The following is a 22,165-nucleotide window of genomic DNA, read 5'->3' as shown; positions in this document are numbered from 1 at the left end:
GTACCTATATTCTAAATAAAGGCTATTCCGTACTGTTATGTATAGCTATTCATTCATTAATCTTAGTTAAATTATTGCACTAAAAAGTATCTTTCCCTAAAAATGAGTTCATGTTGAAATTTATAGAAATAAACGAAAGTTCAATTATTCCCAAGTATAGACAAATTGTTAATTCTATACGTACAGCCTTGGAGAAGGGTGATGTAAAACTGAACGACAAATTGCCCTCTGTAAATGAACTTTTAATTGAGTTTGATATTTCTAGGGACACAGTGGTTCGTGCCTATGACCATTTAAAAAAATTAAATATCATACAATCCATACCCGGCAAAGGGTATTACATAAAAAAAGACAATGAGGAATTGCAAGCCAAAGTATTTCTATTATTCAACAAATTAAGCGCCCATAAAAAGTTGATTTATGATGCATTTTCAAAAGAATTAGGGAATAATGCCACCATAGATTTTTTTATTTATGAAAACAACTATAGGCAATTCAAGAGTTTAATCCAATCCACAAAAGAAAGAGACTATACCCATTATGTTATTATATGCCATTTTGAAGAAGGGGGTGATGATTTAGAGAATTTTATTAAGGATAATATTCCTTTAGAAAAACTTTTAATACTTGATAAGCAGTATTTGGCTTTGAATAAAAATATAGCAAGTGTATACCAAGATTTTGAACGGAATATATATACTGCACTTGTTGAATTAAATCACTTATTGAAAAAATATAAAAAGATTAAATTATTGTTTCGTGAAAAGACATACCACCCTATTGAAATAAAACAGGGATTTTTAAAATTCTGCTTAGAATATGCCTACGATTTTGAAATTATTGATACCATAGAATCGGAATACATTGAAAAAAATACAGCTTACATAAACTTAATGGAGAATGATCTTATTTTATTGATAAAGAAAATAAGATCAACAAAATTTCAATTAGGCAATGATGTGGGAATAATTTCTTACAATGAAACGGCTATCAAAGGAATACTATTGGATGGAATAACCGTAATTTCAACAGACTTTGAGCAGTTGGGAAAACATGCCGCTAAACTTATCCTAAAGAACGAAAAAAAACAGATTGAAAATCCGTTTTACACTATTGTCAGAAAATCATTGTAGGGAATAAAATATTTTTAGTTCTGAAACTCCAAAGTATCTAGTACAGAACAGTACAGGATAGTTATGATAACTTCGCTTCCTATCTTTGGTATCATAAAAATATATCTAAGAAGACCAAAAATGCAAAAGACCTTTAAATATGTAGATTACCTATGGGATGAACAGAAGGCTGCCGAATTGGGAGATGATCAAGTAGCCCTATTTTTATACCGTTCCAACATTCTTGGAGCAGACTTAAGAATTACCAATTATGGTGGTGGCAACACGAGCTGCAAGACCATCGAAAAAGACCCGTTGACCAATGAAGAAGTGGAAGTAATGTGGATCAAAGGTTCCGGTGGTGACATAGGTACCTTGACCAAGGCCGGGATTGCAGGTCTTTACACGGAACGTTTACGAAATCTTAAGAATGTATATGGCGGATTGGAAGACGAAGACCGTATGGTGGGTCTTTTCAACCATTGCATCTATGATTTGGACAGTAAGGCGCCATCCATCGATACACCATTACACGGTTTGCTGCCTTTTAAGCATATTGATCATTTACATCCTGATGCTTTAATTGCCGTTGCAGCGGCAAAGGACAGTGAAAAGGTCACCAAAGAAATTTGGGGAGATACCATGGGCTGGGTGCCTTGGCAGCGACCTGGTTTTGACCTTGGGCTTCAGCTGGAGAAATGTTTAAATGATAATCCGGGTATTCGTGGTATCGTATTGGGTAGTCATGGTTTATTTACCTGGGGCGATACCTCTTACGAATCCTATATTAACAGTTTGGAGGTCATTGAAATGGCTTCGGAATATATCGAGAAAAAAATAAAGGAAAAAGGCAGTGTATTTGGGGGACAAAAGATAAACAGTCTACCAAAAGAAGAAAGGTTAGAAAAAGCTGCGCAGTTAATGCCAATGCTAAGAGGACTCTGCTCTTCTGAAGTAAGAATGATAGGCCATTTTAATGATAGTGATGTAGTACTAGAATATATAAATAGTAATGATTTAGAGCGTTTGGCCCCTATGGGCACATCATGTCCTGATCATTTCCTACGTACTAAAATACAGCCTTTAGTGTTACAATTAGATGCCAATGAAGATTTGACAGATGTATCTAAGGTAAAAGAAAAGTTAGAACCGGCATTTGCCCAGTATCGTAAAGAATATCTTGATTATTATAATACGTGCAAAAAAGCGAATAGTCCTGCTGTTCGTGATGCTAATCCGGTGATTATAATTTACCCGGGTGCGGGTATGTTCAGCTTTGCAAAAAATAAGCAGACATCTCGTGTTGCCAATGAATTTTACGTTAACGCTATCAATGTCATGCGCGGTGCGGAGGCCATGACGGAATATACCTCCCTGCCAAGACAAGAAGCCTTTGATATTGAATATTGGCTTTTGGAAGAGGCAAAACTACAACGCATGCCAAAAGAAAAACCGCTGTCCAGAAAAGTGGCCCTGGTCACTGGAGCGGGCGGAGGTATAGGTAAAGCGATAGCCGATAAATTGGCTGCAGAAGGGGCTAATGTTGTATTGACGGATATTTCGGAAGACAGACTAAAAGAAGCATTGGCCACCTACCCAGGTGATACGACCAGTTATGCCCTATGTGACGTTACCAAAAGTGAATCCATCGCATCGGCCTATAAAAAAGCATGCCTGTATTTTGGCGGGGTCGATATTATAGTGCACAGTGCCGGCTTGGCCATATCAAAACCCTTAGAAGATACCACCGAAAAAGACTGGGACATTTTACAGAACGTATTGGTAAAAGGTCAATTTGACTTGGCAAAACAAGCCGTGGAAATTATGCGTAAACAAGATTTAGGTGGAGATATCATCCATATCGCTAGTAAGAACGGATTGGTTTCTGGACCTAACAATATAGCCTATGGTACCGCAAAAGCGGCGCAGCAGCATATGACCCGTTTATTGGCGGCTGAACTGGGCGGGGACCATATTCGTGTAAATACGGTAAATCCGGATGGTGTTATCGTTGGTAGTAAGATTTGGGAAGGTGACTGGGCCGAAGGTCGTGCCAAAGCTTATGGCATTACCGTAGATGAACTTCCTGCGCACTATGCCAAAAGAAACCTTTTAAACGAAATCATCTATCCTGAAGATATCGCCAATGGCGTGTTCGCTTTAGTGGGCGTCTTGGATAAATCTACCGGAAACATCATCAATGTGGACGGCGGTATGGCCAACGCTTTTGTAAGATAGTTAATTGAGTGAAGACTTGTTATACCTTAGTGGAAACAGGTCTATTTTTAAAGAATATCCTATGCAGTTAGATAAAGATCAAATAGCAACAGAGAATAAAAAGCAAGAGGACGGTCTTCGAGGCAGATTCAATTTTTTATCCGACCAACTGGACCATCAGGATAAGGACGTAAACGCAATACTTAGAAAATTGGCGGCTTTCCAGGTGGCCATTCCCAGTTGGGCCCTAGGTGCAGGTGGTACCCGTTTTGGTCGGTATTCTTATTTTGGGGAACCTGCTTCTTTAGAGCAAAAGATTGAGGATATTGGAAACCTTCATGCCCTCACCAAAACGGCCGGGGCAGTATCGCTTCATATCCCGTGGGATATCCCGCAGGATTACAATGCCATCAAAGATTTGGCCAAAGCCAATGGACTCGTTTTTGACGCGGTGAATTCAAATACGTTTCAGGACCAAAAAGATGCGAAGGAAAGTTACCGTTTCGGTTCCTTATCTAACTTGAACGCTGCAGCACGAAACCAAGCCATACAACACAATATCGATGTCATCAAAATTGGTGAAAAACTAGGCTCCAAAAGTCTGACCATTTGGTTGGCGGACGGTGCCAATTTTGCCGGGCAGCGTAATTTTCAGTCGGCCTTGACCCATACCGAGAACAGTTTAAAAAGTATCTATTCCGAATTGCCGAAAGATTGGAAAATGTTTATTGAATACAAACCTTACGAGCCTAATTTTTACAGTACCGTAATTCAGGATTGGGGTACTTCCTTTATGTTGGCGAACGCGTGCGGGGAAAAAGCATTTACTCTGGTTGATTTAGGGCACCATTTGCCCAATACCAATATCGAGCAGATAGTTTCTACACTGATGCTAAAAGGTAAACTGGGAGGTTTTCATTTTAACGATAGTAAATATGGTGATGATGACAGTACCGTGGGTAGTGTAAAACCTTATGCGCTTTTCTTGATTTTCAATGAATTGGTATATGGTATGGAAAATAATCCACAAAATCCTGATCTGGCTTGGATGATTGATGCCAGTCATAACATTAAGGATCCCTTGGAAGATTTATTACAATCACTGGAAGCCATTCAAGAGGCATACGCAAAAGCTTTATTGGTGGACCAGGTAGAACTGCAAGCGGCACAATCTAGAAACGATGTGACCCTATGCCAAGAGATTTTACAGAACGCCTACAGAACGGACGTTAGACCTTTATTGGCACAAGCCCGTGCGTTAAATGGCGGAGCCATAGACCCTTTAAAAACGTACCGCAACCTAAGTGTACGTGCCGGCTTGATAAAAGAGAGAGGTATGAATTCCGTAGCCACCGGACTGTAATAGCGTCCCTATGAAAAAAGTGACCGCTATTTTTGACATTGGTAAGACCAATAAAAAGTTTTTCCTTTTTGACACCGATTATCAAGAGGTGTACCGGGAGTACAGCACTTTTGAAACGATAGCGGATGAAGATGGGCATCCAACAGAAGATTTAAAATCGCTCCAAGATTGGCTAAAAAGTGTCTTTGACCGGATTTTAAAATCTGAAAAATATAATATAACCGCCGTCAATTTCTCAACTTACGGTGCCAGTTTAGTACATGTGGATGAAAATGGGGAAGTGGTTGCCCCACTTTATAATTACACCAAACACATTTCCCCTGAGCTAAAAGCTTCATTTTTTCAAAAATACGGACCTGAAGAAAAATTTTGTGTAGAAACGGGATCCTCCCTTGATGGCATGCTCAATTCTGGAATGCAATTATATTGGCTAAAACATTCAAAACCGGAAACTTTTAAGAAAATTAAATATTCCCTACACCTTCCTCAATACATCAGTTATATTTTCACGGAAATCCCGATTAGCGAATATACCAGCATCGGTTGCCACACGGCCATGTGGGATTTTAAGAAAAAGGATTACCATGATTGGATCTATGCCGAAGGTTTACATAAAATTTTACCACCCCTTGTTTCTACTGAGACCGGCATTACTATGAACTATAACGGGAAACGTATTAAAGTTGGGGTAGGGATCCATGACAGTTCTGCTTCATTATTGCCCTATAGTCGAAGTATCAAGAAGAAATTTCTCTTGGTTTCCACCGGCACTTGGAGTATTGCTTTGAACCCGTTTTCAGAAAAATTATTGACTGAGGAAGATGTTGCCAATGACTGTATCAACTACATGCGCATCAACGGGAAACCGGTAAAATCCGCCCGGCTATTTTTAGGGGAGGAATATTCGGAACAAGTAAAGCAATTGACCGAGCATTTTAAGGTGGACCCCGAACTTCACAAGTCCGTTAAGTTCTGCTACGATACCTATTTCGAGATCATCAAGGATTTTGTACCCATGTTCAGGTGGATGGGCATCAAAACCAAGAATATGCCCGAGGCCTCCAAAATAACCTACGACTCTTTTGAGCACGCGTACCATCATTTGATGATAGAACTCGTGATGCTACAAGTAGAAAGTATTAAAATAGCGGTTGGAAACGATGTTATTGAAAAACTATATATCGACGGTGGTTTTAGCGATAACGATGTGTATATAAAATTGGTTTCGCACTACCTTCGGAATATGGAACTACGTACAACGGATTCTTCCTTAGGTTCGGCATTGGGAGCAGCCATTGCGATATCGGACACTAAGTTGAATTCCAAGTTCTTAAAGAAAAATTATTGTTTAAAAAAACACGTTCCGTTCATTTTAAAATAAACAGCAGTTATGGCGATGAGTTTTGATTCAGATTATCCTTCAGTTGACGATTTAAGGACAAAGGCAAAGTTAAGGATTCCCAAGTTTGCATTTGAATATTTAGATGGTGGTTGTAATGAAGATGTAAGCCTGGCCCGTAATACATCTGAGATACGGAAAGTACAATTGCAACCACGATATTTAAGAAATCACGGTACAAGTTCCATAAAAACCAAAATAATGGGAATGGAATTCGATGCGCCTTTTGGTATTGCTCCGGTTGGTCTTCAGGGATTGATGTGGCCTAACACGCCCGCCATATTAGCAAAGGCGGCGTACAGCCATAACATTCCATTTATCCTTAGTACAGTGACTACGATGGATATTGAAAAAGCCAGTGAACTGACCGAAGGTAATGCATGGTTTCAATTATATAATCCAATAGACGATGCCATTCGCGATAGTATCATCGACCGCGCCGAAGCAGCGGGATGCCCAGTTCTTGTATTGCTTTGTGATGTACCAACCTTTGGCTATAGACCACGCGATTTTAAGAATGGACTAGCGCTGCCACCGAAAATGACGCTGGCCAATATCCTTCAAATTCTAAGAAAACCAACCTGGGCCTATAATACTCTAAAATATGGACAACCCACTTTTGAAACGTTAAAGCCATATACTCCGGAAGGATTGAACTTAAAGCAACTAGGAGCATTTATGGATAAAACTTTTTCAGGCCGGTTGAATGAAGAAAAAATAAAACCGATCCGTGATCGATGGAAGGGGAAGTTGGTTTTGAAAGGTGTAGCTTCTGAGCAGGATACTCAAGATGCAATACGTATGGGCTTTGATGGTATCATTGTTTCCAACCATGGTGGCAGACAGTTGGATGCTGCACAATCTACCATTAATTCCTTAGTAGAAATTGCCACAAAATATAGCGACCAGATAGAGATTATGATGGACAGTGGCCTACGCTCAGGCCCAGACATTGCTCGCGCTATGGCCAGAGGTGCCAAATTTACTTTTATGGGACGCTCTTTCGTTTATGGAACAGGAGCCTTAGGGAATAAAGGAGGAGACCATACCATTGGCATGTTAAAAACACAATTTAAACAGGTAATGGACCAACTTTGCTGTGAACGTGTGGAAGATTTACCTAAATACTTAATAGAAAAATAACCAACACTAAACAAACCTAATGAGTCAATTCAATATAGAAGAAGAAATAGAGGAAATCGCCAGGGGCGAATTTGAAAGACAACCGGTTCCGCAATCCAAACTTAAAAGTTGGAAAAGCTTTCTCGGAATGTATGCCGGTGAACATGCTGCGGGTACTGAATTTGTAATAGGACCATTGTTTTTGACTACGGGTGTTAGCGCTTTTGATTTGATTATCGGATTACTATTGGGAAACCTGATGGCTGTTTTAAGTTGGCGGTTCTTGACTTCTGAAATTGCGGTTAAAAAAAGACTTACCCTGTATTATCAATTAGAGAAAATTTGTGGTAAGAAACTGGTTATCGGCTACAATTTGGCAAACGGAATCCTGTTTTGCTTCTTGGCCGGAGCGATGATTACCGTATCTGCAACAGCAGTGGGAATACCTTTCGATATGGAAATGCCCAAACTAACGGACACTATGCCCAACGGAGCTACTTGGGTCATTATTGTTTTGGTCATCGGTGCGGTAATTTCGTTGATTGCTTCCAAAGGTTATGATACCGTTTCCAAAGCAGCGAACTGGATGTCTCCCGTAATTATTCTAGCCTTTGTGGCCTGTGGTATTGTTGCCTTACAACAATTGGGAGTAGGTAGTTTTAAGGATTTTTGGAATATTTGGGGTGAAGGCAAAGAGCCTTTTCCTGGACAGATAAAATACACCTTTTGGCATGTGTTCTTTTGGTCATGGTTCGCCAATGCCGCGATGCATGTTGGTATGTCTGACCTCTCAGTTTTTCGTTTTGCCAAAAAGTCAAGCTCTGGGTGGACCACCGCTGCGGGTATGTATGTGGGCCACTATATGGCATGGATTGCAGCAGCATTGTTGTATGCCGTTTACATACAATCCCCTGAAGCTCAAGCCATATTGACACAGGGTCAAGCACCTACTGTGGCACCGGGACCGTTGGCGTATAACGCAATAGGTATTTTTGGAATCATCGCCGTGGTCTTGGCTGGATGGACCACTGCTAACCCTACCATTTATAGGGCCGGACTCGCATTCCAGGCCGTAATGCCAAAAACCTCCACCTTTTGGGTCACCATTTTGGCGGGTTCCATTGCGACCATAGCCGGACTCTTTCCCGCTTTTGCTATGAAGTTATTGGATTTCGTTGCGTTATACGGATTCATTCTGGCCCCCGTGGGTGCCGTAATCGTGTTCGAACATTTTTTTCATAAACAAGCAGGAATCATTCAAAATTATGCACAATTAGCACATATTAAATTCAATAAATCCGTTCTGTTTGCTTGGGGTATCAGTTTTGGATTATTCTACTTTATTTCGGTTGAGTTTAATGTGTTCCTATCGTTTGTAACCTTACCTGCATGGTTGTTATGTGGGGTATTGTTCTTGGTATTCAGTAAATATTCTCAAAAAAAATTGGAATAAGCATAGCATGATGTTGTAGTAAAAGAGGGTAAAGAATATGGGACAGTTTTATACAATTTTATATGATTTTCTAGACTACACCTTTAAACATAAAATTTTAGCGATATTAATTATTGGTGGTTAACTTGGAATTTTGGAAAGAATCAAGGAATTATGGTCAAATATATTTATTTAATTGTGAAGGTTTATTGAACACATATCTAGCGCCAAGACTCAATCAAATGATATTTATTCGTATTGCAGGTTGTTAGAATAACACATTTTATAAATCAGAAAGTAAGTCATATTACTTTAAAGTTCATTTAAAACACCGTCAACAAATCGGTCAACAGTTAAGTATTCGAATTTTTAACTGATAGATAATTAATTAAAGGGTTAGGTTGTAATCCTAACACCTCGACTTTTATATTTTGTTAACATTTAAAATCTTATAATCAATTGATTATAAGGTTTTTGTTTTTAGGGTTATCAATACAAATCATTTAATCCCAATTGAAATGTCAACAAATTTAAAACTGTAAAAGTGTTGACCGATTTGTTAAAACGCCAAATGCGTTTACCAAATAAAGGTTAACTAGATGACGAAATCATGAAGTCATTTTCAATATTAAGTATTCTCTTCTGGGCAGATTTTTTCAGAATTAAGGACAATCAAGCATCACTTTATGCTAGGTACCAGTGCGGATTTAAATTTATTAAGAACGAATATTTCGCTTTTTAATTCTTGGTGTCGATCCAGGGGCAAGGTTTAAGATTATGCAAACTTTCATCAATTAAAAATGCAATTTCTTGCCTAAGCTCAATGGTCAGTCATGCATGGTCTTTTACTTTGTACTCGCTAACAACCCTTTAATAAAGTATCAAATAAATGTTACAACGCAAGCTAATTCTGCCTTGGTAATATTAGGAGCAAACAAAAAATGATTTATTATAGTTTCTTTGATGGCATATGGAATTTTACGAAAATCTTTCACTGATCCTAACTCAGTTATTAAATAAGCGTCATTATTAATGAATCAATTAAATTCCGATTATATTAGGTTCGCTGGTTAATTTGAAATAATAGGGAAAATCATAAACTATTCTTTTTTTTTGTTCATATTATGTGGACCTTTCACGTTTTTTTATGCTATGTTTTCAGCAATATATCCTCTTCCAATATATCAAAATCTAAGTAATATTATTATATTTCATTTTCATGCTTTTTATTTAAGATTTTAAATATCCTCGGTAGTATAAACTCCATTAACCATTCGTAAAATCCTATCCAGATTTTTATTTTGTAATGCTATAGGCAAAAGTTCTTCAGGAATATTTTGATAACACTTTACAGTACAAAATCGTTCAATGGCAGCTGTTCCCACAGAAGTGGTTGCAGGAAAAGTAGAAGATGGATAAGGCCCTCCATGATGCATAGAAGGGCAAACCTCTACACCGGTAGGATATCCATTAAAAATTAATCTGCCAACTTTATCTTCTAATGAGTCTTTAACAGAGGAAAGCTCCGAATCACCATCAGCAAAAATTGTTCCCGTTAAATGACCACCAAAAGTTTCAACTATTTTATTTAATTGATTTATGGTATCACAATTAATCAAGATAGCGACAGGCCCAAAGATTTCATCCTCTAGATTAGGGGATTGTAAAAAATGCTCGGCATCGATTTCAAATAGTTTTCCACCTTCATCTTTAGTTGAAACCATTTCTATACCAGCAACAGTAGCTGTTTTTGCCACATCTTTTTGAAAACTACTATGGATTCTAGCGTTCAAAAAATGACCGATAGAAATTGATTCTAGAGCATTTTTTAGATTACCAACAAACTCAGGGCTATTTTTATCTTTCAGGATTAATATCAGGCCTGGTTTGGTGCAAAATTGACCCGTTCCAAGGGTTATGGAATTTGCTAGACCTTTTGCAATTTCAACTCCGTTATTTGCAATAGCCAAAGGTAGAATAATCATTGGATTTGTGCTTCCCATTTCTGCGAACACAGGTATTGGATTTGGTCTAGATGCTCCTAAATCGAATAAGATCCTACCCACATGAGTACTTCCTGTAAAACCGACCGCTTTTAATTGTGGATGTTGAACCAAGGCTTGACTTACTTCTGGGGAAACTCCCTGTACCATTGAAAACATTTCTGGAGGATAGTTGTTTTTCAGAATTGCTCTTTGCATTGCCTCCGCACATAGCTTGGAAGTACCTGGATGGCTAGGATGTGCCTTCACAACAACACAATTACCTGCGGCAATTGCAGATGCGGTATCACCTCCCAATGTTGAGAAAGCTAACGGAAAATTTGAAGCCGAAAAAACGGCAATAGTTCCCATGGGCCTAAAAATACGCCTAATATCTGGCTTTGGAAGTGGTTTTCGGTCAGGTATGGCCGTATCGATTCTTGCCTGTTGCCAATGACCTTGTTTTACCAAAGCGGAAAAGGCACGGAGTTGTCCACAAGTTCTTGCACGTTCTCCTGTAAGTCGTGCTTCACCCAATCCGGTTTCCATATCACAAACTTTTATGAGTTCATCTCCCAAAGCCTCTAACTCTTCTGCCATGGATTCCAGTAAAGTGGCCCTTTCAGCGGTACTCTTTTTCTTAACTGTTTCAAATGCTATAGCTGCCTGTTCTACTGCTGTATTAACCTGTTCTTGATCACCTTCAATATAAACTTTGCCTTTTTCTGCCGTAGCTGGATTATAGGACCAGAATTCTTTACCCTTTCCTTTGACCCAATTTCCTGCTATGTAATTTTGTTCAGTATTAATCGCTTTTGCCATTGATAGTTTTATTTTTAAGATTTACATTAATCTAAGTCCTCGAATCGATTTAGTTTTGACTAAACCGAATTAGTTTAAATATCTGACTTTAATTCATCCCCACTATACTAAAAAATATATTCTTTAAAAGGTTAATTTATTTTACTCTTCACATTCAACATTTTGATTTAAAAATTTATCTCGTTTTCCAATTTATCAAACGTGTTATTACTGATACTCTTATTAGAAAAAAGACACTTTTCTAAAAGTTCAATTTTATCTGTAATTTATTATATAGTGTCTTATCGAATATATTATTCTATATATACTCTTTGGATTAGTAGCATATTACAATTGGGTTTATTATAGTTCAAATATGTTAAATCCATTTTTTTATTGTAGAAATAATAACAAATTAATATATTGCCAGCATATTAAGTGTGAAATATACAATTATTTAATCTTAACAAATATAATTTAATATTAAGTTTACAGTAAAATTTTAACATCTTATATAGTAAAATGGCAATAATTAATGCATTAGTTCTTGAACAAATGTTTCTGAAACATTATCAGGAGTGGTGTTTATTGTCCTTTAGTTATGTTGGTGATTTGGACGATTCGAAAGATGTTGTACAAAGTATATTTATTAAACTTTTACAAAAAGAATGTAATGAACCTATTAAGGATCTTAAAAGTTATATAAATACTTCAATTCGAAACGAAAGTTTAAAAAGAATCAAAAAGAAGCAACGAACTTTTTCAATTGAGAATTATTCAAGTGAAGTTCCATCTTATGAGCATGAATTGATTCGCTCAGAAATATCACAAACTTTATTTAGGGAAATCGATGCCCTGCCTGATCAGAATAGGAAGGTGTTTGAGCTTTGTGTTTTAGAAGGTATTAAATATGAAAATGCGGCCGAAATAATGGGTATTACGGTTAATACTGTAAAATACCACCTAAAAAAGACATTCAAAATTTTACGATTAAATTTAAGGGATGTGTATTTATGGATGCTATAAAATATCATTTTGATAAAATAATATTAAAATAATTCACATATTCGCTACCCGTTTTGTTTTTTAAAGGGTCTTATAAGTAAGAGGGAGTTTACCTCTTATTTAAATAAGACCAAGTTGATAGCAGAAATTATCCTTAAAAAGTTACGTGAACAATTAAGTAGAGAAGAAGAAATTCTTTTCAAAAAGTGGTTGTCCGAAAATGACGAAAATTTTTTAACCTATAAGCGGCTTAAAGAGTTACATCGAAATAACGTCTTACTTCCAAATAGCAAAGATATTAATCCGCAAGAAGCTTGGAAATTAATATCAACTGAGATTCAAAAAAATAGACCTACTAAAAACAATAGATTTTTATATAATAGTTTATTCCGTTATGCTGCAGTTTTTGTCAGTTTAATAGGGTGCTTTTTTATTTACAAGTCATTAAATACTCAAAATGTAATTGAAACGCAAATAGATCCTACGGCAGTTATTTTAGAAAGGGGAAATGGTGAAATACAGGTGCTCAGCCAACAAGGAGAATATAGTATTGTAGCTGATAATGGAAATATTCTAGGTAGAAAAGATGACGGAGTTGTTGACTACTCACTCAATCAAGTTGTAGAAGATGATGATTTTGAGTTAGAGTATAATACTGTTCGTGTTCCAAACGGTAAAACTTTTAAGATCGTGCTTTCAGATGGAACTGCGGTTAATCTTAACTCAGGCTCTTCTTTAAAATATCCTGTAAAATTTATAAAGGGAAAAAATAGGGAGGTTTCCCTTATTGGTGAAGCTTTTTTCGATGTTCGTAAAAATGAGCATAGCCCTTTTATCGTAACAACCGGAAAGATGGATGTTCGGGTGTTGGGAACTAAATTCAATGTTACTTCTTACCCAGAAGATACAAATCAAATTACAGTTTTAGTTGAAGGTTCTGTTCGGCTTTACGAAGCAGGGGAGACTTATAATGAGGATGATTCCACTTTGCTTTCACCAGGTTACAAGGCAGATTGGAATACAACCTACAAACAAATGGTAGTAAATAAAGTAAATACCGAATTGTATACAGGTTGGATAGAAGGTAAGTTGGCTATGAAGAAAATGAAGTTCTCAAATATAATACAACGATTACAACGTCATTATAATGTAAAAATCAATAATGATTACGAAGCTTTAAATGAAAGATTTTTTACGGCAACATTTGAAACTGAAACCATGCGGGAAGTATTGGAGACCTTCAAGATTGAAACATCATTTGAATATGAAATAATTGGAGATAGTATACATATATACAAACAACTAAACAATGATAAAAAATAGGCCTATGAAACAAAAAAAGCTTACGAATGCCCATATAAAACGTACTCGGTTTTAGGGAACAACAAAAAAACATAACCAATAATCAACTTATGATATGAAAAATAATAGATCCATTGGGACCAAAATATCCAATACAATGAACATTGGTTTAAGAACCAAACTCTTAACCATACTTTTGATTACGACTTTCTTTTCAATCCAAGCGAGTTCATTTTCGCAAAAAACGAAAATGACCCTTAATTTGGAAAATGTACAAACTATTAAGGTGATGGAAGAAATTGAAGTCGCAACTGACTTTAAGTTTCTCTATGATGTCAAAAAGATAGACACATCAAAATTGGTGTCCATAAATGTGAAAAACACAGCTTTAGACGAAATCCTTTCAGTGCTTTTTAATGATTCGAACATTGATTTTATTTTTAAGGGAAATCAAATTGTATTAAAACCGAAATCAAAAGTTCTAAACAATAAATTACCAAAAAAACAAAATAAGGAAACAACTACTGTTAGTGTTCAACAAAGTATTTCGGGTAAGGTATCCGATGTTAATGGGCAGCCTATTCCAGGAGTGTCTGTTGTGGAAAAGGGAACTTCAAATGGTGTTGCAACGAATTTTGATGGTGAATACTCAATTACCCTTACACAGCCTAATGCCATTTTAATTTTTAGTTCCATTGGTTTTGCTAGAAAAGAGTTATCAACCGGCCAATCCAGTGTTATGGATGTCACTATGGCAGAAGATATGCAAAGCTTGGACGAAGTGGTCGTAACTGGTCTAGGAATTAAAAGAGATGCCAAAAAATTAGGGTATGCAGTGACCTCGGTTGATACCGAAGAGCTTACCAAAACCAGAACAGTAAACGCTATGGAGTCTTTGCAAGGTAAGGTTGCGGGCTTAAACATTAGCCCTCCATCAGCAGGTGCTGGTGCCAGTGTTCAAATTCGTTTGCGTGGTCAATCCGCTTTTGCAGGTGCAAGTAATTCACCATTATTTGTAATCAACGGTCTTCCCATAGACCAAGGTGCTAGAGGTGCCAATGGGCGTGATAATTCAAGGGATCTTGGGGATAACCTACAGAATCTAAATCCAGACGATATTGAAAGTATGACCGTACTTAAGGGTGCTACTGCCGCGGCTATTTATGGTGCTAGGGCAGCTAATGGTGCGGTAATTATAACAACAAAAACAGGTAGTTTAAACCAAGGTATTGGCGTTGATTTTACATCAAGTATTACTACCTCACATGCGTTGAATTTTTTGGATGAAATAAGACAGGCCGAGTATGGGCAAGGAACTGGTGGAATGCGACCACAGACACAGGGAGAGGCCCAAGGTACAGGGCAGTTTAGTTTTGGAGAACGATTTGATGGAGCACCCACTGTAAACTTTGACGGTGTGTCTAGACCTTATTCTCCTAACCCGTATCAACTCTATGATTTCCTTAGAACAGGAACAAACCTAACCAATACCGTTGGGTTTTCAGGAGGAAATGAAAAAGGAAGTTTCCGTGCTTCATTTGCGAATACTTCAGCTGAGGGAATTCAACCGTCAAATGAATATAAGAAACGTATATTTAATGTAGGTATAAACTATAACGTAACAGAGAAGTTGAATATGCTTTTAAACGTTAATTATACCAATGAGGAGAATATAAATCCACCACAGATTGGTACACAAGGTCCCGGTGCCGTAGGTTTTTTTAATAGATTGGCTATCTCTACTCCTGTAGAGGCGTATCAACAAAGTGCCATTGATCCTGTTACCGATGCAGAACTTCGTACCAATGGATTTTTAGGAACCATAAACAATCCCTATTACCAATTGCAAAAAAATCAATTCTTTAATGATAATAGAAACCGTCTATTGGGCACGGCTACTTTAAGGTATCAATTTACAGATTGGCTCTATCTTCAAGGACGCTATAACTATGACTATGCAACCAATTTTACGGAATGGAATGAGCTTAATGGAGCTGGAGCTACAACTACCTTAGAAGGCGATACAGGATTTTATAGAGGTCGTTATGATATTCAACAGACCCAAACCCGTGATGTAAATGCTGATTTCCTACTAGGTGCAAACAAAGAACTTGGAAAGTTTTCTGTTGATGCAAGTTTCGGAGGTAACACTTGGCGTTCACAATTTCAAAGAAATGCCCAATATTCAAGACTGTTTGTTGTCCCTGACCTATATTCTATCACGAATGGTACAAGTTTTGAAACTGATCAAGCCGGTTTTCAACCTTACCAGTTTAGTACATTCAGAATTAATTCATTATACGGTTTAGCCGAATTTGGTTACGATAATTTAATGTACTTGAATTTTACGGGAAGACAGGATTGGTTCTCAGTGCTTAATCCTGAAAACAATAGTGTATTCTACCCCTCAGTATCCGGTAGTTTCATTTTCTCAGAATTATTTGAAGAACGCAATTGGTTAGATTACGGTAAACTAAGAGGTTCTTGGGCCGAGGTAGGTAGTGCAAATGGTGTTGGTACGTATGAGGGTGTTCTAAACTATACCTTGAATCCACCTTTTAATGGTCAGACAACTGCCGGTGTTTCAGGCAGCTTCGCTCCAAATCCATTTTTACAACCCTTTACAGTAACGGAGAAAGAAATTGGTTTGGAAATGCGGATGTTTAAAAGTCGCCTTCGCCTAGATATAGCTGCTTTTGATAAGGTTACCACTGACCAAGTGCTGGATGTAACCTTATCCAATGCATCTGGATATGATAATTCAAAGCAAAACTTAGGATCGTTAAGGAATAGCGGATTGGAAACTTTGATAGAAGTCGTGCCAATACAAACCGATGATTTCAGGTGGACAAGTACTTGGAACAACGCTTACCTTTCGACTGAAGTATTGGATGTTGGGAACGATAGTGGTACACTTTTATTGATTTTCTTTAATGGGACCGGAAACGAATTCCTTGGGGAACTAAGATATACCGAGGGATTACCAATGAACCAATTATATACCAGAACTTATAGAAGAAATGAAAGTGGTCAGATTTTGGTCAATGATGATGGTAGATTATTGGCTACAAACGGCGATACGCCCGGAGCTGAAAACACAAATGGATTTTTACCGGTAGGTAGCTCCATACCTAAACACATAGGGGGATGGAATAATAATTTTTCCTATAAAAATCTGAATTTTAGTTTTTTGATCGATTATAGGTTTGGTGGAACAATGTTATCATCTACACATTTGAATATGACAAGGCAAGGGCATTCCCAGTTTTCACTTGAAGGTCGAAGAGAGGGAGAGAACGGTGTAATTGTACCAAATAGTGTATATGAAAGTAATGGACAAACAAATACTACGGCGGTAAGCAATTTACAATCCTTTTATGCAGATTACCGTAATCTTCAAATTGGAGATCCATTTACATTTAAATCTGATTTTATAAAGTTGAGAAGTATTTCATTATCCTACGACCTTACGAATATTGTTAGCAATATGGCAGATATGAAGTTTATAAAGGGATTGACCATAGCTGCTTCTTGTAGAAATGTTGCTATTCTTTATAAGGATATTCCTGGACTTGATCCTGAAGCTATTCAGTCCTCTGGTGATTTTAGGGCCGGTTATGAAAATTCAGCACTGCCAACCACCCGTAATTTTAATTTTAGTCTTAATGTTAAATTCTAGAACCATGAAAACGATACAATTTATATTATCCATAGTTTTAGTCTGCCTTATTTTTCAAGGGTGCGACGATGAGTTTGTGGAAGTGAACACTAATCCCTACGCGGTTAACGAAGTAGATGCCGCACTTTTATTTGCCGGAGCTCAAAGAAGCCATTTAGGAACTTGGGCAGCGGAACATACCATTGTACAGCACTTCGTAAATCCGTATAATCAAGGAGCAACCCTTGGTTTTAATTTTAACGAGGATATTGACGGTGTAAACAATCCCAAATGGAATGATTCATACCCATCTGTAATACGAAACCTGGTACAGGCTACTAATTTGCTCGGAGAGGATACCGACCGTGTCAACTTACTAAGTATGATTCGTATTTGGAAGGCCCAAGTATTTATGGGGTTGGTAGATAATTATGCAGATGTACCTTATTTTGAAGCAGGTAAAGCTGTTAGTGATATTATTTATTTTCCGGCATATACTGATGATGAAGCAATCTATGAGGATCTTTATAATGAAATTACCGGTGGTTTGTCAGGATTGAATTCAAGTGGCGAATTTGTTTCAGATGATCTTTTTTATGGAAGCAATGGTAGTCAACCTACTAATTCGGCTTCGGCACAGGTTGAAAAATGGAGAAAGCTTGGAAACTCTTTATTATTGAGATTAGGTATGCGCTATTCAAAAATAGAACCCAGTAGAGCGGCGTCTATTGCTTCTGAAGCTTTTGCAGGAGGCGTGATGACTTCTAACGATGACAATGCATTTGTCAAATATGATGGGAACGTCTATACCTGGGGAGATAATAATCAGCTCCGAGATTTCTCTTTCTTTAATTATGTTGCCGAACCATTGGTAAATCAATTAAAGGAAACCAATGATCCAAGGGGTAAGTATATGATTGCCAAATTTGAAGATCCAGGGGCAGTAGCAAACGAAACAAATCCAAATACGGATTTGGATGACCAATTTGGCGTTCCAGTTGGTGTTTCCGATTTGCAATTATCAGACACATCCCTTGGGTACAGAGGGCCAAAAGGAACAGGTCTTGATTACAGTCAGGTTAACATTTTCGCAGCAGCATCTCCTGCGGCACCAGCATTTTATGTCACCTATGGGCAAACCTCTTTATTATTGGCCGAAGCCGCTTTTAGGGGTTGGATATCCGGTGACCCTGAAACTTTATATGAGAACGGAGTAAGGGCGAATATGAATATTTACACATTGTATCCTAATACTGCACCGATACCTACGGCTGAAGTAGACGCTTATTTGGCCGAACCAGAAGTGGTCTATGATGCTTCAAATGCTTTGGAACTTATAAATACTCAATATTGGTTGGCAAATTACCGTAATGGAACCGAAGCATTCGCAAATGTTAGAAGAAGTGGATTCCCAGACTTGGAAAGAAACGATTTCAACGATAACCTATTGGCAAATGATGGGGATGGTTTTGTACACAGAATGACATATCCTGATAGAGAAGGATCGGCAAATTCTGATAGCTATATCGCTGCAGTTAGCGCGATAGGAGGAGATAATCTAATTTCAAGGGTTTTTTGGGATAATTAATTTTCAGGTGAATTGTTTGTTAGTTTCTTATGAAAAAGGGATAAGCACCCCTAAACTGATTTTGATCCAGCGAAAAAGCTTGGCGAGCTTGAAGCAAATTAAAAAATAGAAATTCTGATTTGAATGAAAAAACTGAGTTAGTAGTTTGAGTTAGTTTGAGTTTGGTCGGAGAACTCCCCAAAAAAAAAAGGGAGTTCACCGCCTTACTTGTTTTAAGAAGAAAAATTATAAAAACATCTTGTATGGGTAATATAAATAGTAGTTTAAAGATGAGGAAGATATTGATATGCATGTCATTATACCTTTTATTAGTTTCTGTTGCATGCAGTTCAACAAATTTAATGGCTCAAAATAGTAATAATAAAATAGCTAAAGTTGAAAGTACGGTTACCAAAATATATACTGCAATGGTAGCAAAAAACAAAGATGTACTTGAGGATTTGACTTTTGAAAAATTGAGCTATGGTCACTCTAGCGGTAAGATTGAAAACAAATCTGAATACGTTGATGGAGTCTTGAACGGTGCTTTTCAATTTTCTTCAATTATACCTGTAGATCAAACAATCACCATAGCCGAAGACGTAGCTATTGTACGCCATATTTTTAAAGGGGAAGGCACTAACAACGGTACGCCAGCCAAGGTGAACATTGGGTGTCTTTTAATATTTCAAAAAGATAATGGTGATTGGAAATTATTGGCAAGACAGGCATTTAAACTATAACACTTTTACTCTTGGGAAAATTAAATATTTATTCAATTTCGTTAGGCTTGGCTAGCCTTTTGTTTCTAGTTATTATCGGTATGATAGTTACAGGGAACATAGACAAAGCCGGACTTTTTATTCTTGGTTTCTTTGGTTTATTGGCTTTTGGTTTCAATGGCTATGAAAAAATGAAGGGACTACTATTTACAATCATGATTTTTGCTGGTGTTACGGCTGCTTTATATTATCCTTCCTATTTCACCAATTTTGGGGATTTCAAATACACCGTTTTAATCATTCCATTGATACAGATTATCATGTTCGGGATGGGAACAACAATGAGCATCAAAGATTTTGGTGCGGTATTTCAATCGCCTAAGGGAGTTTTTATCGGAGTTTCTGCCCAATTGATAGTGATGCCCATAGTGGGTTACTGCCTGGCACAGTTAAGCAATTTTCCGCCTGAAATTGCCGCGGGTATTGTACTAATTGGTTGTTCGCCAAGCGGGGTGGCATCTAATGTTATGGCTTTTTTGGCCAACGCCAATGTGGCCCTTTCCATAACTATAACCTCTATTGCTACATTATTGGCGCCATTTCTTACACCACTTATGATGAAAATATTTGCTGGAGAATTCATTGAGATTGATGTTTTGGCAATGATGTGGAGTATCGTTAAAATGATAATTATACCTATCGGTGCCGGACTTGTTTTTAATAAAATATTTGGAAATAGTGTTAAGTGGTTGGATAAGGCTATGCCTATAATTTCTATGCTTGCCATTGGACTTATTATTACAATTATCACGGCAGCTGGAAGGGACAGCCTGTTGGAAATAGGTGGAATTCTCATGGTTCTTGTACTTGTACATAACTTTTTCGGCTATTTACTGGGATATTGGTATGCCAGACTCTTCCGTATGTCAGAAGAAGATTCAAGAACAATTGCGATTGAAGTTGGTATGCAGAATGCGGGTCTGGCTTCTGGTATTGCCAACAGTCTAGGCAAAATAGCTACAATGGGTTTAGCTCCTGCAGTTTTTGGGCCTTTAATGAACATAACAGGCTCTATACTTGCCTCTTATTGGCATGGGAAACCTACAGAGAAAACCCCAGAATCTGTCCTAAACAATTGAAATTTGAAAAACTAGAACATATATAAACAAACACTTTAACTTATGAAAAATTCAAGAAGATCTTTTATATCCAAATCGCTGATGGCCAGTGCCGGTTTAGGAATGGTTTCAAGTACTTATGGTAACGAATACGTTACGGCAATAGATGAAAATCCTAAACTTTCTTCCCCATCGGATTTAAAAATTACGGATGTAAAATGTGGATTTATTCGTCGTGGAAGCGGCCTGTTTGTAAAAATACACACCAATCAAGGAATCTATGGTTGCGGAGAGGGCGTTGATGCCGTACCCGGTACTTACCACCTGGTCAAAAGAATGGGATTTTTTTTAAAAGATCAAAGTCCGTTTAATGTCCATAAAATATTTGAAGATATTCGTCGTGCAGGTCATTTCGGTGGTGGGCAGTCAGGTACTTACGTTGCCGTTCTTTCGGCAATAGAAACTGCTTTATGGGATTTGGCGGGTAAAGCTTTGGACTTACCTGTATATAAATTACTTGGAGGCAAATTTAGAGATAAGGTAAGGGTTTATTGTGATACGGCATTGTACCGTGTTCGTTTCCCATCACCAGATGATTTTGCAACTGCGGCAAAAGATGCTATTAAAAACTGGGGTTTTAATGCACTTAAATTTGATATAGATTATGCAAGCGATCCTGATAAGTATGATAGGTATAATTGGACCGCAAGTCCTGGAGAAATTATAAGAATGTATGATCAACTTGCTGCCGTTAGAGAGGCAGTCGGACCAAAAATAGATTTATGTGTGGATATGCACGGACGCTATGATCATGTAACAGCCCAAACAATTGCAAAGAAAGTCGAGGATTTAAACCTTACTTGGTTAGAGGAGCCTATTCCTGCAGAAAATTTTGATGCCTTCAAAACGCTTACAGAAGAAACAAGTACACCAATCTCGGCAGGTGAAAATGTATATTTAGGTCACGGTTTTAAACAATTGTTGGATAATGGTGTAGATATAATAATGCCAGACCTCCAAAAATGTGGTGGGCTTGGTGAAGGGCAGAGAATTGCTAACCTAGCCAATTTATATTATAAACCTTTCTCACCTCACATGGTTGCATCGTTTCTTGGAGCAATGGCTTGTGCACATGTATGTGCCTCGGTACCTAATTTTCATTTAATGGAATGGCAATCCTATTTCCATACAGATCCAATGTTTAAAGAAATAGTTACGTATGATGAAGGAGATTGGGTTAAAGATAGTTTCGTTAAAGTTTCAGATAAACCGGGTATTGGAGTAGATATCAATGAGGATGCGATGAGAAAATATGCACCAGAAGGTATACCGTTTTTTGAATAATTAATAACAATTTAAATAGAG

Annotated in this window: 14 protein-coding genes; 13 read left to right on the top strand and 1 reads right to left on the bottom strand. The window is 37.5% G+C overall.

Features of this window, described 5'->3' with window-relative positions:
* Positions 1-110 precede the first annotated feature (110 nt).
* From DFQ03_RS11765 to DFQ03_RS11740, 6 genes are all read left to right on the top strand, one after another.
* The gene (locus DFQ03_RS11765) at positions 111-1,133 is read left to right on the top strand and encodes a GntR family transcriptional regulator (protein ID WP_133673376.1); all 1,023 of its coding nucleotides are present in this window, start codon (positions 111-113) and stop codon (positions 1,131-1,133) included.
* 120 nt (positions 1,134-1,253) lie between these two features.
* Positions 1,254-3,350 carry a bifunctional aldolase/short-chain dehydrogenase gene (locus DFQ03_RS11760; RefSeq protein ID WP_133673375.1) on the top strand — a complete coding sequence of 699 codons (2,097 nt, stop codon included), beginning with the start codon at positions 1,254-1,256 and terminating at the stop codon, positions 3,348-3,350.
* 61 nt (positions 3,351-3,411) lie between these two features.
* Positions 3,412-4,692 carry an L-rhamnose isomerase gene (locus DFQ03_RS11755; protein WP_133673533.1) on the top strand — a complete coding sequence of 427 codons (1,281 nt, stop codon included), beginning with the start codon at positions 3,412-3,414 and terminating at the stop codon, positions 4,690-4,692.
* A 10-nt stretch (positions 4,693-4,702) separates the two neighbouring features.
* Positions 4,703-6,073, top strand: coding sequence for an FGGY-family carbohydrate kinase (locus tag DFQ03_RS11750; protein ID WP_133673374.1), 1,371 nt, complete (start codon positions 4,703-4,705; stop codon positions 6,071-6,073).
* Positions 6,074-6,082: 9 nt separating this feature from the next.
* Positions 6,083-7,234 (top strand): alpha-hydroxy acid oxidase, encoded by a 1,152-nt coding sequence (locus DFQ03_RS11745; RefSeq protein WP_133673373.1) that lies wholly within the window; start codon positions 6,083-6,085, stop codon positions 7,232-7,234.
* 19 nt (positions 7,235-7,253) lie between these two features.
* Positions 7,254-8,666: a purine-cytosine permease family protein gene (locus DFQ03_RS11740; protein ID WP_133673372.1), complete on the top strand. Its 1,413-nt coding sequence runs from the start codon at positions 7,254-7,256 to the stop codon at positions 8,664-8,666.
* 1,217 nt (positions 8,667-9,883) lie between these two features.
* Here the strand turns inward: DFQ03_RS11740 and DFQ03_RS11735 are convergent.
* Positions 9,884-11,449: an aldehyde dehydrogenase (NADP(+)) gene (locus DFQ03_RS11735; protein WP_133673371.1), complete on the bottom strand. Its 1,566-nt coding sequence runs from the start codon at positions 11,447-11,449 to the stop codon at positions 9,884-9,886.
* 501 nt (positions 11,450-11,950) lie between these two features.
* On the opposite strand from DFQ03_RS11735, the gene DFQ03_RS11730 reads away from it, so the two are divergent.
* From DFQ03_RS11730 to DFQ03_RS11700, 7 genes are all read left to right on the top strand, one after another.
* Positions 11,951-12,454, top strand: coding sequence for an RNA polymerase sigma factor (locus DFQ03_RS11730; protein WP_133673370.1), 504 nt, complete (start codon positions 11,951-11,953; stop codon positions 12,452-12,454).
* 114 nt (positions 12,455-12,568) lie between these two features.
* Positions 12,569-13,756: a FecR family protein gene (locus DFQ03_RS11725; RefSeq protein WP_133673369.1), complete on the top strand. Its 1,188-nt coding sequence runs from the start codon at positions 12,569-12,571 to the stop codon at positions 13,754-13,756.
* Positions 13,757-13,985: 229 nt separating this feature from the next.
* Positions 13,986-17,414: a SusC/RagA family TonB-linked outer membrane protein gene (locus DFQ03_RS11720; RefSeq protein ID WP_208295917.1), complete on the top strand. Its 3,429-nt coding sequence runs from the start codon at positions 13,986-13,988 to the stop codon at positions 17,412-17,414.
* Positions 17,415-17,418: 4 nt separating this feature from the next.
* Positions 17,419-18,981 (top strand): SusD/RagB family nutrient-binding outer membrane lipoprotein, encoded by a 1,563-nt coding sequence (locus tag DFQ03_RS11715; RefSeq protein ID WP_133673368.1) that lies wholly within the window; start codon positions 17,419-17,421, stop codon positions 18,979-18,981.
* A gap of 269 nt (positions 18,982-19,250) precedes the next feature.
* Complete coding sequence (locus DFQ03_RS11710) at positions 19,251-19,703, top strand: nuclear transport factor 2 family protein (RefSeq protein WP_208295916.1); 453 nt, start codon at positions 19,251-19,253, stop codon at positions 19,701-19,703.
* 11 nt (positions 19,704-19,714) lie between these two features.
* Positions 19,715-20,821, top strand: a complete 1,107-nt coding sequence (locus tag DFQ03_RS11705) for a bile acid:sodium symporter family protein (RefSeq protein ID WP_243834488.1) — start codon at positions 19,715-19,717, stop codon at positions 20,819-20,821.
* 42 nt (positions 20,822-20,863) lie between these two features.
* Complete coding sequence (locus DFQ03_RS11700) at positions 20,864-22,144, top strand: mandelate racemase/muconate lactonizing enzyme family protein (RefSeq protein WP_133673366.1); 1,281 nt, start codon at positions 20,864-20,866, stop codon at positions 22,142-22,144.
* Positions 22,145-22,165: the final 21 nt, after the last annotated feature.

It is taken from the genome of Maribacter caenipelagi (assembly GCF_004364175.1).
GTDB lineage: Bacteria > Bacteroidota > Bacteroidia > Flavobacteriales > Flavobacteriaceae > Maribacter > Maribacter caenipelagi.
This window is presented reverse-complemented; position numbering and strand designations above follow the sequence as displayed.

Coding starts and splice junctions, on each gene's coding strand:
- DFQ03_RS11765 (WP_133673376.1), top strand. CDS start 111: ATGTTGAAATTTATAGAAATAAACGAAAGTTCAATTATTCCCAAGTAT.
- DFQ03_RS11760 (WP_133673375.1), top strand. CDS start 1,254: ATGCAAAAGACCTTTAAATATGTAGATTACCTATGGGATGAACAGAAG.
- DFQ03_RS11755 (WP_133673533.1), top strand. CDS start 3,412: ATGCAGTTAGATAAAGATCAAATAGCAACAGAGAATAAAAAGCAAGAG.
- DFQ03_RS11750 (WP_133673374.1), top strand. CDS start 4,703: ATGAAAAAAGTGACCGCTATTTTTGACATTGGTAAGACCAATAAAAAG.
- DFQ03_RS11745 (WP_133673373.1), top strand. CDS start 6,083: ATGGCGATGAGTTTTGATTCAGATTATCCTTCAGTTGACGATTTAAGG.
- DFQ03_RS11740 (WP_133673372.1), top strand. CDS start 7,254: ATGAGTCAATTCAATATAGAAGAAGAAATAGAGGAAATCGCCAGGGGC.
- DFQ03_RS11735 (WP_133673371.1), bottom strand. CDS start 11,449: ATGGCAAAAGCGATTAATACTGAACAAAATTACATAGCAGGAAATTGG.
- DFQ03_RS11730 (WP_133673370.1), top strand. CDS start 11,951: ATGGCAATAATTAATGCATTAGTTCTTGAACAAATGTTTCTGAAACAT.
- DFQ03_RS11720 (WP_208295917.1), top strand. CDS start 13,986: ATGACCCTTAATTTGGAAAATGTACAAACTATTAAGGTGATGGAAGAA.
- DFQ03_RS11715 (WP_133673368.1), top strand. CDS start 17,419: ATGAAAACGATACAATTTATATTATCCATAGTTTTAGTCTGCCTTATT.
- DFQ03_RS11710 (WP_208295916.1), top strand. CDS start 19,251: ATGAGGAAGATATTGATATGCATGTCATTATACCTTTTATTAGTTTCT.
- DFQ03_RS11700 (WP_133673366.1), top strand. CDS start 20,864: ATGAAAAATTCAAGAAGATCTTTTATATCCAAATCGCTGATGGCCAGT.